The sequence below is a fragment of the Prevotella aurantiaca genome (genome assembly GCF_015262605.1).
Lineage (GTDB): Bacteria > Bacteroidota > Bacteroidia > Bacteroidales > Bacteroidaceae > Prevotella > Prevotella aurantiaca.
Genome location: NZ_JABZSJ010000011.1, coordinates 1 through 17,690 on the forward strand (window position 1 = coordinate 1; position 17,690 = coordinate 17,690).

11 protein-coding genes are annotated in these 17,690 nt (G+C 40.5%); 5 read left to right on the forward strand and 6 right to left on the reverse strand.

From position 1 onward, the window contains the following. Positions 1 to 290: 290 nt before the first annotated feature. From HXN26_RS03385 to HXN26_RS03405, 5 genes are all read right to left on the reverse strand, one after another. On the reverse strand, positions 291 to 1,739 hold the full coding sequence (locus HXN26_RS03385) for a lipopolysaccharide biosynthesis protein (RefSeq protein WP_273158709.1): 1,449 nt from the start codon (positions 1,737 to 1,739) through the stop codon (positions 291 to 293). A 66-nt stretch (positions 1,740 to 1,805) separates the two neighbouring features. After that, entirely contained in the window at positions 1,806 to 2,387 is a 582-nt protein-coding gene (gene nadD / locus HXN26_RS03390; protein WP_273158711.1) for a nicotinate (nicotinamide) nucleotide adenylyltransferase, read from the reverse strand. 7 nt (positions 2,388 to 2,394) lie between these two features. Beyond that, positions 2,395 to 2,967 carry a guanylate kinase gene (gmk, locus tag HXN26_RS03395; protein ID WP_273158713.1) on the reverse strand — a complete coding sequence of 191 codons (573 nt, stop codon included), beginning with the start codon at positions 2,965 to 2,967 and terminating at the stop codon, positions 2,395 to 2,397. A gap of 11 nt (positions 2,968 to 2,978) precedes the next feature. Beyond that, the gene (locus tag HXN26_RS03400; protein WP_273158715.1) at positions 2,979 to 3,857 is read right to left on the reverse strand and encodes a YicC/YloC family endoribonuclease; all 879 of its coding nucleotides are present in this window, start codon (positions 3,855 to 3,857) and stop codon (positions 2,979 to 2,981) included. Between the two features lie 114 nt (positions 3,858 to 3,971). Next, positions 3,972 to 4,328, reverse strand: coding sequence for a DUF6122 family protein (locus tag HXN26_RS03405; RefSeq protein WP_273158717.1), 357 nt, complete (start codon positions 4,326 to 4,328; stop codon positions 3,972 to 3,974). Between the two features lie 828 nt (positions 4,329 to 5,156). On the opposite strand from HXN26_RS03405, the gene purL reads away from it, so the two are divergent. The 5 genes from purL (at position 5,157) to HXN26_RS03430 (ending at position 15,191) form a co-directional block, all read left to right on the forward strand. Beyond that, on the forward strand, positions 5,157 to 8,900 hold the full coding sequence (gene purL / locus HXN26_RS03410; protein ID WP_273158719.1) for a phosphoribosylformylglycinamidine synthase: 3,744 nt from the start codon (positions 5,157 to 5,159) through the stop codon (positions 8,898 to 8,900). Between the two features lie 2 nt (positions 8,901 to 8,902). After that, complete coding sequence (locus HXN26_RS03415) at positions 8,903 to 9,523, forward strand: chromate transporter (protein ID WP_273158720.1); 621 nt, start codon at positions 8,903 to 8,905, stop codon at positions 9,521 to 9,523. After that, complete coding sequence (locus HXN26_RS03420) at positions 9,520 to 10,095, forward strand: chromate transporter (RefSeq protein ID WP_025001481.1); 576 nt, start codon at positions 9,520 to 9,522, stop codon at positions 10,093 to 10,095. Before HXN26_RS03415 ends, HXN26_RS03420 begins: the two co-directional genes overlap by 4 nt. A gap of 64 nt (positions 10,096 to 10,159) precedes the next feature. Further along, the gene (locus HXN26_RS03425; protein ID WP_273158722.1) at positions 10,160 to 11,716 is read left to right on the forward strand and encodes an HNH endonuclease signature motif containing protein; all 1,557 of its coding nucleotides are present in this window, start codon (positions 10,160 to 10,162) and stop codon (positions 11,714 to 11,716) included. A 658-nt stretch (positions 11,717 to 12,374) separates the two neighbouring features. Then, complete coding sequence (locus tag HXN26_RS03430) at positions 12,375 to 15,191, forward strand: M16 family metallopeptidase (RefSeq protein WP_273158724.1); 2,817 nt, start codon at positions 12,375 to 12,377, stop codon at positions 15,189 to 15,191. A gap of 631 nt (positions 15,192 to 15,822) precedes the next feature. Here HXN26_RS03430 and pckA read toward each other — a convergent pair. Beyond that, the gene (pckA, locus tag HXN26_RS03435; RefSeq protein ID WP_273158725.1) at positions 15,823 to 17,436 is read right to left on the reverse strand and encodes a phosphoenolpyruvate carboxykinase (ATP); all 1,614 of its coding nucleotides are present in this window, start codon (positions 17,434 to 17,436) and stop codon (positions 15,823 to 15,825) included. Positions 17,437 to 17,690 lie beyond the last annotated feature (254 nt).

Consider the following 17,690-nt stretch of genomic DNA (forward strand, 5'->3'; position numbering starts at 1 on the left):
ATGATTATTAGGTAGTTACAAGGATTTTAAGCACATTTTTGTCATATAGCCCAAATTGTTCTCTGCAAAAATAGACATATTTATTAAAGCAACAACATAAATAATGACATTTTAACTATTTTTAATTTTAGAAGAGATGTTTTTGTATCTATGTATAATTATTGATAGAATGGTTCTCTCTGATTTGACTATGCATTTTTTAGTAGCATACTTTAGATAGCCAATTAGTTTCTGTCTATAGACTAGCAATCTACATTGAACAAATCTATCTAAAATGGTAGTATTAATTCTTACGAATTATTTTTATGAAACACGTAATTAACACATTCGTCAAGTATCTTAGAACCTAAAAGCTTCATAACCACAAAATAGGCTACAATAGCTAAGCTTATACGTACTAATAAAAGCACAATCAGATTGTGAATGCCAGTTGTAGTAAAATAAACGGCAGCCATAATCGCAGCCGAAACAACCATATATGGAACAATATCCAGCAATACGTCCCATAAACGGATAGAGATTTCGCGATGCGCAAAGTATTGCCAGACAAACAACCAAAGCACAGTTACCACTGTATAAGCACTTACCATGAACAACATTCCCTCGCTATTGCACAACAAAACAAGCAACAACTGAACCGCAATCAGCGAAGTTGTTACCCATAAATATACATCTGATTTGCCGCGACTGATCATTAAGTTCTGATATAATGTATAAAAAGGTAGGAAGGCACCACTAATACAAAGTATGCGAAGGAGCGGAACACTCTCTGCCCACTTCTCTGCAATGAGCACAATAATGAACTCTTGTGATACCATACCTAATCCAAACATAGCAGGAAAAGCCAAAAATGCAGTGAAACGAAGCATTTTTCGGAAAACAAAAGTCTGCCTTTCACGTTCTGATTTCATCTCTGCCAATATCGGTTGTGCCACTTGTGAAGTGGTACCTGATATTATTGTACTTGCCATTGTGTCCCATTTGAACGCTTGAGAGAAGTTTCCTACAGCGTTAGCAGTATATAATCGTCCGAAAATAAACGTTAATAGGTTCTGACTAATAACGTTAACTACCGATGTAATCAGTATTTTGTAGCTGAAAGAGAACATGCGACGCACAGGACCAAAGTCTATTTTCTTCAGCGAAGGCCGCCAAGGAATAAGGAAAAAGCGCCCTAAACTTGTCAAAGTAATATACAAAACCTGCTGCCAAGCTAAACTCCAATAGCCATAACCCTGTATTGCTAACACAACACTAACAATGCCTGAGATAAGCAAAGAGGTTACTCGCAGAATCGTTGTTTCCTTTACCATGATATTCTTAAATAGATATGCCGTCGGTGCAGTGCCGATAGCAGAAAATAATAAGGAAACAAATAAAAAGCGAGAAAGGTTTACCAATTCAGCATGATGGAAGAAATTGGCAATAAGAGGAGCGCTAAAGAAGAGTACAATATAAGAAAACCAGCTTACAAATGTACTGAACCAAAACACAGAATTATAGTCGTTATCGGTGGGATTCTCAAGGTTTGCTATTGCAGAAGTAAAGCCACTTTCTTGTAATGCACCTGCAATAGCTGTGAAAACTGCTAACATTCCAATCAGCCCATAGTCAGATTTAGAAAGTATACGAGCCAATAAGATGCCAATAAGCGCATTAAGAATTTGCATTGTACCATTGTTCAATGCTCCCCAAAACAACCCTTTTGCTGTCATTTCTTTTAATGTCTGTCCTGCCATTCTACCCTTATTTCCGCACAAAATGTGCTTATGTGTTCAACTTGTTCTGTCATTATATAAGTTGGTTTACTCTCCTTTATAATATCTTTCCACATCTTTTTCAATACATTCGGATACCAAACCCTTAATACTTTGCCCAGCTTCTATGCGCTCTCGTATATCTGTGCTACTTATATTGATAAGTGGAATGTCTAATAAAGTAACATTGACGGATGGTATTTTGCTGCATTTTTCTTCGGTTTCATCGTTCTTTCTTGGGTAAACGGCAACACGATAATTAGCTAATATATCTTCTGCGTGATACCACTTGTCGAAGGTTTGCCAGTTGTCGCCACCGATAAGAAGAACAAATTCATAGGTTGGGAAGTCGGAAGAAAGTCGTTGTAGCGTGTCCCAAGTATAAGAAGGCTTCGGTAATTGAAACTCGTAATCACAAGCTACCATACCTTTTTGTCCTGCTAATGCGCTCTTAACTAATTGCAATCGCAGCTTATCGTCGAGCAATTTGTCGTTAATTTTAAATGGATTCTGCGGTGAAACCATGAACCAAACCTCATCTAAGCCCACTTGTTGTAGGAATATTGCCGCTAACTTAATGTGCCCTTTGTGAATAGGATTGAACGAACCGCCGTATATTCCAACCTTCATTATAGTCTTATGCTTCTACGAATTGCTTAATAATATTGTATGCTTCCTCCTTAGCCTTGTCCAAATCGTCGTTCACTATGATATGGTCGAACTTATTAGCAAAGGTCAATTCGTATTCCGCCTTGGCTATTCTGCTCTCTATTGCCTCTGCCGAATCGGTCTGTCTGCCCTCCAATCGTTTGCGAAGTTCGGCTATTGAAGGAGGTTGTACAAACAAGCTGAGCGCCTTATCGCCATAAAATTGTTTGATATTACAGCCGCCTTTCACATCAACATCGAAGATAACATTTTGTCCTTCAGCTGCCTGTGCCTCCACTTGACTTTTCAATGTGCCATAGAAACGGTCGGTATAAACTTCCTCATACTCTAGAAACTCGTTGTCTTCTATCTTCTTTTTAAATGCTTCGGGGCTTAAAAAGATATACTCAACCCCGTGTTTTTCAGTACCACGAGGTGCACGTGTAGTACAGCTGATAGAAAAAGCCAACTTCAGTTCAGGGTGTTCGTTCATCAACCATTGTACGATGGTACTTTTACCAGCCCCAGAAGGTGCCGAAAATATAATGAGTTTTCCTTGCATCAGTTATCTTTTTATAGTGCGTTCAGCACTTGTTCTTTTATCTGTTCCAGCTCATCTTTCATCTTAACCACGATGTTTTGCATCTCAGCAAGGTTACTTTTAGAGCCAGTTGTATTGATTTCGCGTCCCATTTCCTGCGCAATGAAGCCCAGTTTCTTGCCAATGCCGTGTCCTTCTTCTGCAATAGTCTCGCGGAAGTAGTTTAAATGGTTTGTCAATCTTTGCTTCTCTTCGCTTATGTCCAGCTTTTCTATATAGTAAATCAGTTCTTGTTCCAGACGGTTCTTGTCGTAATCCACCTTTGCTACCTGTTCCAAACCTTCTATTATCTTCTCTTTAATCTTTAGAACACGGCTTTCCTCGTAGGGCTCTATGCTTTTCAGAAGTGCTTCTATATTGTCTATCTTTTCGTGGAACTTACGTTCGAGCGCTGCTCCTTCCTGTTTACGGAAGTCTAAAAGACTTTCTATTGCTATCTCAATGGCTTGCTTTGTTGTCTCCCATTCTTCTTCATCGAGCACCTCTACTTCAGTTTTCGTTGTTACATCTGGCATGCGTAACAAAGTAGTAAACCAATCGGCAGGCTCTGGAATGCCCGTTTGTGCTGCTATATCCTTTATCTGATGATAATAGTTTTCTACGAGTTTGGCATTGATAGGTGTAGCATCGAGCGCTGAATCTTTCTCTACCCACAACGAAAAATCGACCTTTCCACGCTCTAAACGTTGAGCAATAGTTTGCCTTATTTCCATTTCTTTCTCTCTATATAGAGGAGCAATGCGAGTTGAAAGGTCAAGGTTTTTGCTGTTTAGCGACTTTACCTCTACGTTTATTTTCTTTTCTTTGTAGGTTACGACGGCTTTGCCGTAGCCTGTCATAGATAGTATCATAATTCTAAAGTTTTATAAATGCAAAATTACAAAAAAGAGCTGAAAGCACCAAATTGCCATCAATTCCTTTTAAAAGTTGATGAATTGTAACAGCTTAAAGGCTTCTTACTACTGCTATAGCCACATGCGCCATAGGTAAAAGTCTTGAAAATCGGTGAGCATATGGAAGAATAGTCCTATTCCAATAGGACGAATCCACCACGGCAGTTTTAGTTTCTCATAGGGAAGTATACTCAGAAGTGCATAAATACCTGCCATAAAGTAGGAGTGGAGTGGGTGAAACCCTACGCTACAACGATATGGATTGAACATAGGTGTAGCCAGCAAGTGGTCTAAATCGACAAACATTGTTGCCAACATAATCCAGAATGCCTTTATTCTATGCTCACGTTTAAAGAATTGTGCAAACAGTAGAGGTGCAAGAAAATGAAGCCCATAGTGCACAATAGCCCTTAGTAATGCAATTGACATATTTTATCTCAAATCGTTACAAAGATGCAAATTTAGTCTATTTCAATAGAAATCCCATCGTTTTACCAAAAAGTTAGGATATTTTTACGTTCGGATTTACTCATAGAGGGAATGGTATTAGGGTTGCTCTTTATTTGCAAATAAAACTTAATATAATGGTGTTTTTAGTGTGAAATGTTAATTTTCAGAATGCAAGAAAAAAGCTTCTAAAAAGTGAACGGCAAGCTTTCGAAAGTCATTTCCTATGCCGTTGTTTTGCAAAACAGGTACTATTGGAATGCAAAACAATCGGTTTTATCGCACAAAATAGGCACTTTTGCATTGCGAAAGAGGCTCTCTTGAAGAGTAAAAAGGCGTCAATTGGTTCGTAAAAATGTCCATTTTATAACATAAATGCTGTTATAACATTGCACACTTATACCCAATTGATACACAAAAGCTTATGAATCAATAAATTATAATAGCACGCCAAGAATGCCATTATTTATCAATCACTTTTTCAAAGCACGGAAAATAGGCCGTAATTCCGAATATAAAGCACTAAAAAATTAACATTAGTACGATATATTTAGAAATATTAAGAAATGCAATATCTCTTGTTAGAGGAACAGGAAAAAGCTGATGAGGTTTCGCAGATAAAAGTTTAAGATAAATAGAATCGCCATGTTTGTTCACAAATAATTTGTGAACTATCTGTAAAAATGAACTCTTTTATTTGCTCTTTCCTTGATTAAAGTGTATCTTTGCAAAAGATAATCTTATTAATAAAGGGGGCGTTGATGATAGTTGGCAACCTCTATGATACACACCTAATTACATACACAGAATATGATTCTATTTTTCTTGGCTTCTTATGACACAGTAATTGCTACTGAAATCGACCACAATCCTGCACAGGAAGAGGTTGAAAAGTTAAGTTGGCTTTATGGCAACGCAAAGTTATTGAACGACAAAGAATTGTCGGGATACTATCTTGGGCCGCGCAGAGAGATGATTACTCCATGGAGTACTAATGCCGTTGAAATCACCCAAAACATGGGAATAAGTGGTATTTCACGTATAGAAGAATATTTTCCTTCGCAGTCTATGGAAGCAAATCCAGACAGAATGATATTCCGTAACTACGATGGATTGAACCAAGACATATTCACTGTGGACCTTCAACCAGCCGAAATACAACACGTTGATAATCTTGAGAAGTTCAATGAAGAGGAAGGTTTGGCCCTATCTCCAGAGGAAATAGAATACTTACACAACGTTGAGAAACAGAATAACCGTCCATTAACCGATTCAGAAGTGTTTGGTTTTGCACAAATAAACTCTGAACACTGTCGCCATAAGATATTCGGTGGTGAGTTTGTTATAGACGGAAAGGTAATGGAAAGCAGCCTTTTCAACCTTATAAAGAAAACTACTAAAGAGAACCCAGGAAAGATATTATCGGCTTACAAAGATAATGTGGCTTTTGCAGAAGGCCCAGAAATAGAGCAATTTGCACCCAAAAGCCAAAGCACATCGGATTTCTTCCGTGTTAAAAGCATTGATAGTGTAATCTCATTAAAGGCAGAAACCCACAACTTCCCTACTACAGTAGAACCTTTTAATGGCGCTGCGACAGGCACAGGTGGCGAGATTCGCGACCGAATGGGCGGTGGTGTCGGCTCTTGGCCTATTGCTGGAACGGCTGTTTATATGACTGCTTACCCACGTTTGCAGGACGAAAACGGCAAAACACCAGCACTGCGAGACTGGGAAGACATACTTCCTGTACGCAAATGGTTGTACCAAACACCGCAACAAATACTTACAAAGGCTTCTAACGGAGCAAGCGATTTCGGCAATAAGTTCGGTCAACCACTGATTGCAGGCTCTGTTTTGACATTTGAACACCAGGAAAACGGCGAGAAATATGCTTACGACAAGGTGGTGATGTTAGCTGGAGGAGTTGGCTATGGTACAAAACGCGACTGCTTAAAGAAGGAACCACATCCAGGAAACAAGGTTGTTGTAGTGGGTGGCGATAATTATCGCATCGGCCTTGGTGGCGGTTCTGTATCGTCGGTAGATACAGGTCGCTATTCAAATGGTATCGAATTGAATGCTATTCAGCGTGCTAATCCAGAAATGCAGAAACGTGCTTACAACCTCGTTCGCGCATTAGTAGAAGAAGACGAAAACCCTGTTGTATCTATTCACGACCATGGTTCAGCTGGACATCTCAACTGTTTGAGTGAACTGGTAGAGGAATGTGGAGGCAAAATAGATATGGATAAGTTGCCAATAGGCGATAAAACACTGAGCGCAAAGGAGATTATTGCCAATGAATCGCAAGAGCGTATGGGTCTGTTAATAGATGAAAAGCATCTCGATCACGTGCGTCGCATAGCTGAACGCGAGCGTGCTCCGATGTATGTAGTAGGAGAAACAACTGGCGATGCGCACTTCTCGTTTGTTCAAAAAGACGGTATTAAGCCGTTTGATCTTGACGTTGCACAAATGTTTGGGCACTCTCCAAAAACCATTATGAAAGACGAAACAGTGGAACGCAAGTACACTGACGTTACTTACAATATAGAAAAAATTGACGATTATGTTACTCGTGTGTTGCAATTAGAGGCTGTAGCTTGCAAGGATTGGCTTACCAATAAGGTTGACCGTTCTGTAACTGGACGCGTAGCACGCCAACAATGCCAAGGACAAGTGCAATTGCCACTTTCCGATTGTGGTGTGGTTGCACTTGACTATCGTGGCTATAAAGGTATTGCAACAGCTATCGGACACGCTCCACAAGCTGGTTTGGCATCGCCAGAAGCAGGTTCTGTGCTTTCTGTAGCAGAATCTTTGACTAACATTGTATGGGCTCCTCTTGCCGATGGCATGGACAGTATCAGTCTTTCAGCGAACTGGATGTGGCCTTGTCGTGCACAAAAAGGAGAGGATGCACGCCTATATAGTGCAGTGAAAGCATTGTCAGACTTCTGCTGTGCTATCGGTGTGAACGTACCAACAGGTAAGGATTCGCTATCACTTACGCAACAATACCCTAACGGAGAGAAGATAGTATCACCTGGAACAGTTATTGTTTCAAGTGGAGCAGAGGTAAGTAACGTGCGTCAAGTGGTTTCTCCGGTGTTGGTAAACAACAAAAGTACGCGATTATACCATATTGATTTCAGCTTCGATGAGCAGAGATTAGGTGGTTCAGCCTTTGCACAGAGCTTGGGAAAAGTAGGTTCTGATGTTCCTACCGTAAAAGAACCTCGCTACTTCTGCGATTGTTTCGATGCGATTCAAGAGATGATTCGCCGTGGTTGGATACTTGCTGGACATGATATTTCGGCTGGTGGTATGATAACAACGCTACTCGAAATGACCTTTGCAAACCCTGAAGGTGGTCTTAATATCAACTTGCACGATATACAGGGCGACGACATTGTTCGTAAGTTATTTGCTGAAAACCCAGGCGTAATCATTCAGGTTGCAGACGAACACAACGACGAAGTGAAGGCATTCTTGGAGGATAATTGCATTGGTTTCGCACGTATTGGTTATCCAAATACCAAAAATCGCACACTAAGCATTGCTGATGGAGCTTGGAAACACGACTTTGATATCGATGCTTTGCGTGAAGCTTGGTACGAAACATCTTACCTATTTGAGCGTAAGCAGGCTGCAAATGGTATGGCAGAAAAGCGTCACGAGAATTATAAAAAGCAACCTATCGAGATGAAGTTCAACGATAACTTCACAGGTAAGTTACAACAATATGGTCTCAATCCAAATCGTTGGAAGGACAATACACCTATAACACATCAGACTCCGAAGGCCGCTATCATTCGAGAAAAAGGTACAAATGGCGACCGTGAAATGGCTTATAGCCTCTATTTGGCAGGCTTTGAGGTGAAAGATGTTACGATGACAGACCTTATTTCAGGCCGCGAGACACTCGAAGAAGTCAATATGATAGTGTTCTGCGGTGGATTTTCGAACTCAGATGTACTTGGTTCAGCGAAAGGTTGGGCTGGTGCTTTCCTCTATAACCCTAAGGCTAAGCAGGCGCTCGACAAGTTCTATGCTCGTGAAGATACTCTTTCGCTTGGTATTTGCAATGGTTGTCAGTTAATGGTTGAGTTGAATCTCATCAATCCCGAGCACAAACATCGCTCTCGACTAACCCATAATGATAGCCATAAGTTCGAAAGTTCTTTCCTCGGATTGAACATTCCAGAGAACAAAAGTATTATGTTAGGCTCGCTAAGTGGAAACAAACTTGGTATCTGGGTGGCGCACGGAGAAGGAAAGTTCATGCTTCCTGAACCTGAAGACCGCTATAATATTGTTGCAAAATATAACTACGCACAATATCCAGGTAACCCAAATGGCTCGAATTACAACGTGGCTGGTATCTGTTCTAACGACGGAAGACACCTCGCAATGATGCCTCATCTTGAACGTTCGGTATTCCCTTGGCAACAAGCATGGTATCCATTAGATCGTCGTAACGACGAAGTTACACCATGGATAGAAGCATTTGTCAATGCGCGCAAATGGGTTGAGGAACGAATTAAATAATAATGTTAGACAACAAAAACAAAGAACTAAACAACGCAAGCCTGTCTTCTTCTGTATCAAACGGAAGAGGTGGGCTTGCTATTTATTGGAATGCCTTCAAGACATTCTTTAAGATTGGCGCCTTCACGTTAGGCGGTGGCTATGCCATGATATCTATTATAGAGAACGAAATAGTAGAAAAACAGAAGTGGATAAGTAAGGATGAGTTTGTCGACCTACTTGCTGTGGCTCAGACTTGCCCTGGTGTGTTCGCTATAAACATAAGTACTTTCATAGGATATAAGCTCCGTAAGACACCAGGGGCGTTCTGTACAAGTTTGGGAACAGCTTTGCCATCGTTCCTTATCATACTTCTTATTGCAACGTTCTTCCATAGTTTCATGGACGTTTCATGGGTTGCAGCGATATTTCGTGGTATTCGTCCTGCCGTTGTAGCACTCATTGCAGTGCCCACATTTACTCTTGCGAAGAGCGTAAAGATAAATCTTGCAAACTGTTGGATACCGATTCTTACTGCATTACTTATTGCCTATTTAGGCGTAAACCCTATTTACGTGCTCATTGCTGCCGCAGCAGGTGGCTATTTGTATGGTAAATTCATAACCCCAACCGAAGAATTATGATTTTCTTAGAACTCTTTTACACATTCTTTATTATTGGTTTATTTGGTTTTGGAGGCGGTTATGGCATGCTTTCCCTTATTCAGACAGAGACAGTGATACACCATCAGTGGCTAACATCGGCTGAATTCACCAACATTGTGGCAATTTCGCAAATGACGCCTGGCCCGATAGGGATAAACTCGGCTACTTATTGTGGTTACACAGCGACTCATAATGCAGGTTTTACAGGTGGAATGGCTGTGTTAGGTAGCGTTACTGCCACCATCGCATTGGTGTTGCCGTCGTTTATTTTAATGATTCTTATTAGTAAGATGTTCTTAAAATATATGAAGACTCCATTGGTTCAGTCTATTTTTATGGGCTTGCGTCCTGTTGTGGTAGGCTTGTTAGCAGCTGCAACCTTGCTGCTTTGCAATGCTGAAAACTTCTCGCGCCCAAACATAAACCTATGGCACTTCTGCATTAGCATCGCTCTTTTTGCTGCCACTTTTATTGGAACGATGTTCTTAAAGATAAATCCAATCCGTATGATTTGCTTTGCTGGCTTTGCTGGATTGGTGCTTTTATATTAGACAAAACCAACATTTAGACTATTAAGGATAGAACTTTAACGAAAGAATAAAAATAAAAAAGATTATGTTTAAACTAAAGCAAGTCCTGTTATTTACGGTCTTAGGCATGGCTATATCGGCCTATGCACAAGCTCCTAACAATACGGGAACGTACTACAAGGGCGCAGATGGTTTCTCAGGAAAGACACTAAAGACAAAGCTATACCAGATTATTGGTAAGCTACACACTACCGATTACAACGGATTGTGGCAAACTTACAAGACAACTGACGTACGTCCAGACGGCAAACTATGGGATATGTACTCTAAAACTACAAGCTATGAGGTTGGAGGAAGTATGCAAGGACACTCTTCGGGCGGCGAAGGCGGTGGTTACAACCGTGAACACTCTATGCCAAAGAGCTGGTTCAACAAACAAACTCCTATGCACAACGATGCCTTCCACGTAGTTCCTGCAGACGCATATGTTAATAGTGTGCGCAGTAACTTCCCTTATGGCGAGAACAATGGAGAGATGTTTACAGGTAAAGGCAACTTCGGAAAGAAGGGAAAGTGTACAACTCCAGGTTACAGCGGTACGGTTTTCGAACCTGGCGACGAGTATAAAGGCGACTTTGCACGTATCTATTTCTACATGGCAACGGCATACGAAGCAGCCATTGCAGGCTGGTCTGCGCCTATTATGAGTGGAAACGAATACAAACCATACGTTAAATGGCAGATGGATATGTTGATGCGATGGGCTAAAGAGGACCCTGTGAGCAAGAAAGAGATACTGCGCAACGAAGCAGTTGCTAAGATTCAAGGCAACAGAAACCCATATATCGACTATCCAGGATTGGAAGAATATGTATGGGGAAGTAAGGTTGACCAGAAGTTTAGCTACGATAATTATGTCAGCCCAACGCCTGCAAACCTTAACGATGAGGGTGGTGTGTATCCAGGACAAAGTGGAAGTAAAGACCCGACAGAGCCAGAAGATCCAACCCAATCTAACGATACATATACGTTTAAGAAGATAACTAAGAGCATCGAACTAACGATGGGAAAAGAGTATCTCATAGTTTGTGAAGCCGAAAATACAGCTTTGAGCAAACCAGATGGTACCAAAACTGCAAAGTTCTATGCTCCTGCTAACGTAGAAATAAAGGGTTCTACCATCACCACAAAGGTTGATGGAAAGAATACTCCACACAGAATTAAGATAAGCGGACAGGAAGGTGAGTATGCTTTATACGATATTGCATCGGATCTTTACTTGGTAAACAGAACGAAAAAGAATGTATTGGATGGTGTAAAAGAGGAATCTGCAACATGGAATATCACCTTTACAGCAGAAGGAAATGCAGACATTAAGTCTACCTTATCAGAGTATCGGTCTATCTTCTATAACCCTCAGATGGCACGTTTTGCAACATATACCACAACAACGCAGAAGCCAGTACAACTCTATAAGTTTGAGAAGGTTGTAACAGGCATATCGTATGTAAATGCAACAACCAGTCAGAGTAAAGATGGTATCTACACACTTCACGGACAAAAAGTCAGCAATAACACCAATACAGCAAATCTTCCAAAAGGCGTTTACATCGTTAATGGAAAGAAAGTGTTGGTAAAGTAAAATACAACATATAAGCTGTTTTAAGGCTACAACTTAATGGATAAAAGGCAACACACGATATTTCTGTTGCTAATCACCATAAAGTTGTAGCTTTTTTTATTGTATTCAACTAAACAAAGTAATTGAAAAGATGTCGTAAAGTAGTTATTACGAAAAGATAAAGCGAGCCATTTTTCAACTTCAAAAGTTGTCTTTTGCAGTTCTAACTTTCCTATTCAAACACCTTATTCGTATTGAGAAAAACTGCATTATACACATGAAAAAGTTTTACATGACGTTGTGTTGTGCAACTATCTAACTTTCAGTAAATTACAATAGTGCCTGTTTTGCACTGCAAAAGAGCCTGTTTTGCACGATAAAAGTGCCTATATTGCAACGCAAAACAGGCACTATTACAATGCGAAACCGAAACGATTGTATTTTAATCGATTTTTGTTAAGAAATCAGATCCACTCATTATGCACTTTTACACCTTTTAATTAAAAGATTAAAGGTGGCATAAATAGGATAAAAACACCTTGAAAATGAAAAATAAGGGCATAGATCTTCATATTTAACATAGTGCGAATAGAATTATAAGAAAAATGATGAATAATTACCGAAAAATAATTACCTTTGCGCAATTAGCGAATAATAATTTTTAATCTAACGTATAATAATGAAACTGAAACATTTCCTTTTTGCAGCCTTATTCTTCGTTGTAGGAATGGCAAACGCACAACAGTTTGGCCCAATTCCCGTGAATAAGAATGTAAGGCAGGGTAAGCTCAGCAATGGACTGACTTATTACATCTTGCGCAACAACTGGCCTGAGAACGTAGCCAACTTCTATATTGCGCAGCGTGTTGGCTCTATTCAAGAAGAAGAACCACAACGTGGTTTGGCTCACTTCCTTGAACACATGGCTTTCAATGGCTCTGAACACTTCCCAGACTCTACTTTGTTGGAGTTCACACGCTCACTTGGCGTACAGTTTGGTAGCGATTTGAACGCTTATACCTCTATCGAAGAGACTGTTTACCGCATTAGTAACGTACCTACTAAGCGTCAGTCAGCACTCGATTCTTGTTTGTTGGTGTTGAAAGACTGGTCTAACGGTCTGACACTTGACGATAAGGAAATAGACAAAGAGCGTGGTGTTATCCACCAAGAGTGGCAGTTAGGTCAGAACGCAATGATGCGTATCTACGACCGTTCATTGCCAAAACTCTATCCTAACAACAAGTACGGACTTCGCTTGCCTATCGGTTTGATGAGTGTGGTAGACAACTTTAAGTATCAAGCACTCCGCGATTACTATCATAAATGGTATCGTCCAGACAATCAATGTATCATTGTTGTAGGTGATATAGACGTAGATCACACCGAAGCACAGATTAAGAAGCTATGGGCTAATGCTACTGTGCCAGCTAATGCAGCGCAAGTAACAAAGCTTCCGGTTGAAGATAACGAGCAAGCTATCTATGTTTTCGACAAGGATAAGGAGATGCAGAACACTAATATCGGTATTTTCATGAAGCACGACGTATTCCCTGAAGAAATGAAATCAAGTCAGGCGTACTATATCGACAGCTATATGAAGACGATGATATCTATGATGTTGAACCAGCGCTTCAGCGAAATGAAGCAGAAAGCAGATTGCCCATTCACCAGCGCACATGGTTACGACGGCAATTTCATGCTCTCAAGCACCAAAGATGCGTTCTCATTGAGTTGTAGTGCTAAGGAAGGTAAAGACATAGAAGCACTCAAAGCTATTTATCGCGAGGCTCTCCGTGTACGCCAATATGGTTTCACTCCTTCTGAATTTGAACGTACAAAGCAAGAACTTCTCTCTCAATTGGAGTCTGAATACACCAATCGTGATAAGGTAACTAGTAGCCAGTATGGCGACGAATTGCGCGACCACTTCTTGAAGAACGAACCAATCCCAAGTAAGGAAGACGAGTACAAGATTATGAAGCAGTTCATTGAGATGCCAGCTCTCAACTATCAAGTAGTTAACGAGTACGCTAAAGAACTTATTTCTGATAACGATCGCAACCTTGTTGTGTACATCTTCTCACAGGATAAGCCTGGAAAGGTAGATGCAACTGAGGACAAGATGGCACAAGCTATTAAGGAAGTGCGCGCAGAAAAGATTGAACCATACGTTGATAACGTCAAGTCTGAACCTCTCTTGGACGTTAAGAAGTTGCCAAAGGCTGGTAAAATCGTTAAGGAAACAGAGAATAAGAAACTCGGTTATAAGGAACTTACATTAAGCAATGGTGCTCGTGTTATCCTTAAGAAGACTGATTTCCAAGCTAACGACGTTCGTTTCTACGCTACAGCTAAGGGTGGAAGCAGCTTATATGGTAAGGCTGACTACGACAACCTTAAGCTCTTCAACTCTGTTATGGGTAATAGCGGACTTGGAAACTTCTCTAAGCAAGAGCTCACAAAGGCGCTTTATGGTAAACAAGCAAGTGCAAACTTGGGACTTGGTACATACGAACAGACTGTAAGCGGCCAATCAATACCAAAGGATATCGAAACAATGTTGCAGTTGGTTTACCTCAAGTTTACAAAGGTTACCAAGGATCAACAGGCATTCGACGCTATGATGAAGCAGTACGAAGAGGCTTTGAAGCACAAAGACCTTTCTCCTGAGAGTGTATTTGGCGACTCTGTTTCGGTTACTCTCTACAACCACGAACTTCGTTATGCTCCTCTTTCTTTGAAGACTCTCAAGGGAGTTAACCTCGATCGCATACTTCAGATTTGGAAAGAGCGTTTTGCTAACCCTGGACAGTTTACCTATTACTTCGTAGGAAACTATGATGAGGCTGCTCTCCGTCCACTTATTGAGAAGTATATCGGTAGCTTGCCAAAGGGTAAAGCAGAGAACTGGAAGGAAGTTCCTGGCTTCGCTAAGGGCAAAGTGTTGAATCATTTCACCTTCAAATCAGAGACTCCAAAGGCTATGAGCGTAGAAGTATGGCATCAACCTACGAAGTACACAATGGAAAATATTGTACTTGTAGATGCTGCAGCACAGGTATTGTCTATGGTTTACTTGAAGGATATTCGCGAAGACCAAGGTGCTGCTTACTCAGTAGGTGCAGGTGGCTTCTTGAATAGAACTGCTGATAAGACCTTTGCAGTAATTCAGGCACAGTGCCCAATGGACCCTAACAAGGCTGAATTGGCTGTTAAGCTCCTAAACGAAGGCATTAAGAACAACAGCGTGAAGGTTGATTTGGATAAGCTTCAGAAGGTTAAGGACTTCATGCTCAAGCAGGCTGACATCAGTGCAAAGAGCAATGGCCACTGGCTTAACGTTCTTGACGAGTATGTTAGAAATGGTGTAGATATTCAAAACGGATACAAAGCTGCTGTTGAAGCTTTAACTCCAGAGAAGATTGCAGCATTCTTGAAAGGATTGCTCGCTACTGGCAACCACATCGAAGTGGTGATGACACCTGCAAAATAAGAATAGTTGCGCAAGTCTTGCAATGGTAAGACTTGTGCAATAAGCACATTCAATTATACAGAAGCCCACGATTTGCAAAAGCAATCGTGGGCTTTTCCTATTTAAAGACCAACACATTAATGGTTTGAAGACTTATTCTTTCCCTTTCTCTTTAACCTCTTTTCGCACCTCCTTTACACCCTTTTAGCTTACTACTAAACACTTTTTCTAAACGATATATAACACCTATCGTTGGGGGTGTATACACACCTATCATTGCAGATGTATATACACTTACGTTCATAGGTGTATATACACCTACAAGCACAGGTGTTATACATCTATAACGATAGATGTATAACACTCTTAATACCAACTCTTTAATATGTGGTTGATAAGTTGTTGAAAAGGTGCAGCCATGCTTCAACAGTGATGTATGGGCTTACACCACGGATAGAAGACGAACAAATGCCATGTGCGAGGTATGAATTTACCTTACTAATAAAGTGTGAAAGCAATTACAAAGAAGTCAAAACAACCGATAGAATGAGCCGAAATTATGTTCTTCTCATACAAAAAAATCTCACCCCTGCTATCTGCAGAGGTGAGATTATAAGTTTCAATAAAGTGTTTTATTTACACCTTATATATATTAGAGCTGTGGACCAGCTGCTACGAGAGCCTTGCCAGCCTCGTTAGTTTCGTACTTCTTGAAGTTCTTAATGAAGCGAGCTGCAAGGTCTTTAGCCTTCTCTTCCCACTGAGTAGCGTCTGCATATGTATCGCGTGGGTCAAGAATGTTAGTGTCAACACCTTCCAACTTTGTAGGAACAGTGAAGTTGAAGTAAGGAATTTGCTTTGTTGGAGCAGCATCAATAGAGTGGTTCAAGATTGCATCAATGATACCACGAGTATCCTTAATAGAGATACGCTTGCCTGTACCATTCCATCCTGTGTTCACTAAGTAAGCCTTAGCACCGCTCTTTTCCATCTTCTTAACCAATTCTTCAGCATACTTAGTTGGGTGAAGTTCCAAGAAAGCCTGACCGAAGCAAGCAGAGAATGTTGGAGTTGGTTCAGTAATACCACGCTCTGTACCAGCCAATTTAGCTGTGAAACCAGAGAGGAAGTAGTACTTAGTCTGCTCAGAATCGAGGATAGATACTGGAGGAAGAACACCGAAAGCATCAGCACTCAAGAAGATAACCTGCTTTGCAGCTGGGCCGTGAGATTCAGGACGCTGAATGTTCTTGATGTGATAGATAGGATAAGAAACACGAGTATTCTCAGTAACGCTCTTATCTTTGAAGTCAATCTTACCATCTTTGCCAACAGTAACGTTCTCAAGAAGAGCGTCGCGGCGGATAGCGTTAAAGATATCTGGCTCTGATTCCTTGTCAAGGTTGATAACCTTAGCGTAGCAACCACCTTCGAAGTTGAATACACCATTATCGTCCCAACCATGTTCGTCATCACCGATGAGCTTACGCTTAGGGTCGGTAGACAAAGTAGTCTTACCTGTACCAGAAAGACCGAAGAAGATAGCTGTGTTCTCTCCGTTCATATCTGTATTAGCAGAACAGTGCATAGAAGCGATACCCTTCAATGGCAAGAAGTAGTTCATCATAGAGAACATACCCTTCTTCATTTCACCACCATACCATGTATTTACGATAACCTGCTCCTTAGAAGTTACGTTAAACATAACGCAAGTTTCTGAATGCAAACCAAGTTCTTTCCAGTTTTCAACCTTAGCCTTAGACGCATTGTAAACGATGAAGTCTGGTTCTTGTTCGAAATCAGCCTCTGTCTTAGGACGGATGAACATATTTGTAACGAAGTGAGCCTGCCAAGCAACTTCTACAATGAAGCGAATCTTCATGCGAGTGTCCTTGTGTGTACCGCAGAAACCATCTACAACAAACAAACGCTTGTTAGAAAGTTCTTTCTTTGCAATATCCTTAACAACAGTCCATGCTTCCTTAGATGCACGATGGTTGTCGTTGTGATACTCTTCAGAATCCCACCAAACAGTGTCGCGAGAGTTCTCGTCATCAACGATAAACTTATCTTTAGGAGAACGACCAGTGTAGATACCAGTCATTACATTGATTGCGCCAAGCTCAGTTTCTTGACCAACTTCAAAGCCTTGAAGACCTTCTTTTGTCTCTTCATTGAACAATACTTCGTAAGAAGGATTGTAAACAACTTCTGTTGTACCTGTGATACCGTACTTAGAGAGTACGCTTTTATCAAATTTTGCCATTTGTTATAATATAATATTGATATTAAACTTCGTATCTTATAACGACTTTAATTTAAAGTACCGCAAAGGTAATAATTTTATGATGCAATGCAAAATGATACATATAAAAAATGCATTGATAAGACGTTCGTATGGTTAAAGAAATTAAAAAATAATAAGGCGAGCAGATATTTGCTATTCAGACGTTGCAAATAATAAACTATTTTCTTAATTTTGCCACAATTTTGGGCGCATAAAAACAGCTCCCCCTATAT

Bases quoted from the DNA above. Each gene is read 5' to 3' on its own strand.
- HXN26_RS03385 (WP_273158709.1), bottom strand. From the start codon at position 1,739: ATGGCAGGACAGACATTAAAAGAAATGACAGCAAAAGGGTTGTTTTGG.
- nadD (WP_273158711.1), bottom strand. From the start codon at position 2,387: ATGAAGGTTGGAATATACGGCGGTTCGTTCAATCCTATTCACAAAGGG.
- gmk (WP_273158713.1), bottom strand. From the start codon at position 2,967: ATGCAAGGAAAACTCATTATATTTTCGGCACCTTCTGGGGCTGGTAAA.
- HXN26_RS03400 (WP_273158715.1), bottom strand. From the start codon at position 3,857: ATGATACTATCTATGACAGGCTACGGCAAAGCCGTCGTAACCTACAAA.
- HXN26_RS03405 (WP_273158717.1), bottom strand. From the start codon at position 4,328: ATGTCAATTGCATTACTAAGGGCTATTGTGCACTATGGGCTTCATTTT.
- purL (WP_273158719.1), top strand. From the start codon at position 5,157: ATGATTCTATTTTTCTTGGCTTCTTATGACACAGTAATTGCTACTGAA.
- HXN26_RS03415 (WP_273158720.1), top strand. From the start codon at position 8,903: ATGTTAGACAACAAAAACAAAGAACTAAACAACGCAAGCCTGTCTTCT.
- HXN26_RS03420 (WP_025001481.1), top strand. From the start codon at position 9,520: ATGATTTTCTTAGAACTCTTTTACACATTCTTTATTATTGGTTTATTT.
- HXN26_RS03425 (WP_273158722.1), top strand. From the start codon at position 10,160: ATGTTTAAACTAAAGCAAGTCCTGTTATTTACGGTCTTAGGCATGGCT.
- HXN26_RS03430 (WP_273158724.1), top strand. From the start codon at position 12,375: ATGAAACTGAAACATTTCCTTTTTGCAGCCTTATTCTTCGTTGTAGGA.
- pckA (WP_273158725.1), bottom strand. From the start codon at position 17,436: ATGGCAAAATTTGATAAAAGCGTACTCTCTAAGTACGGTATCACAGGT.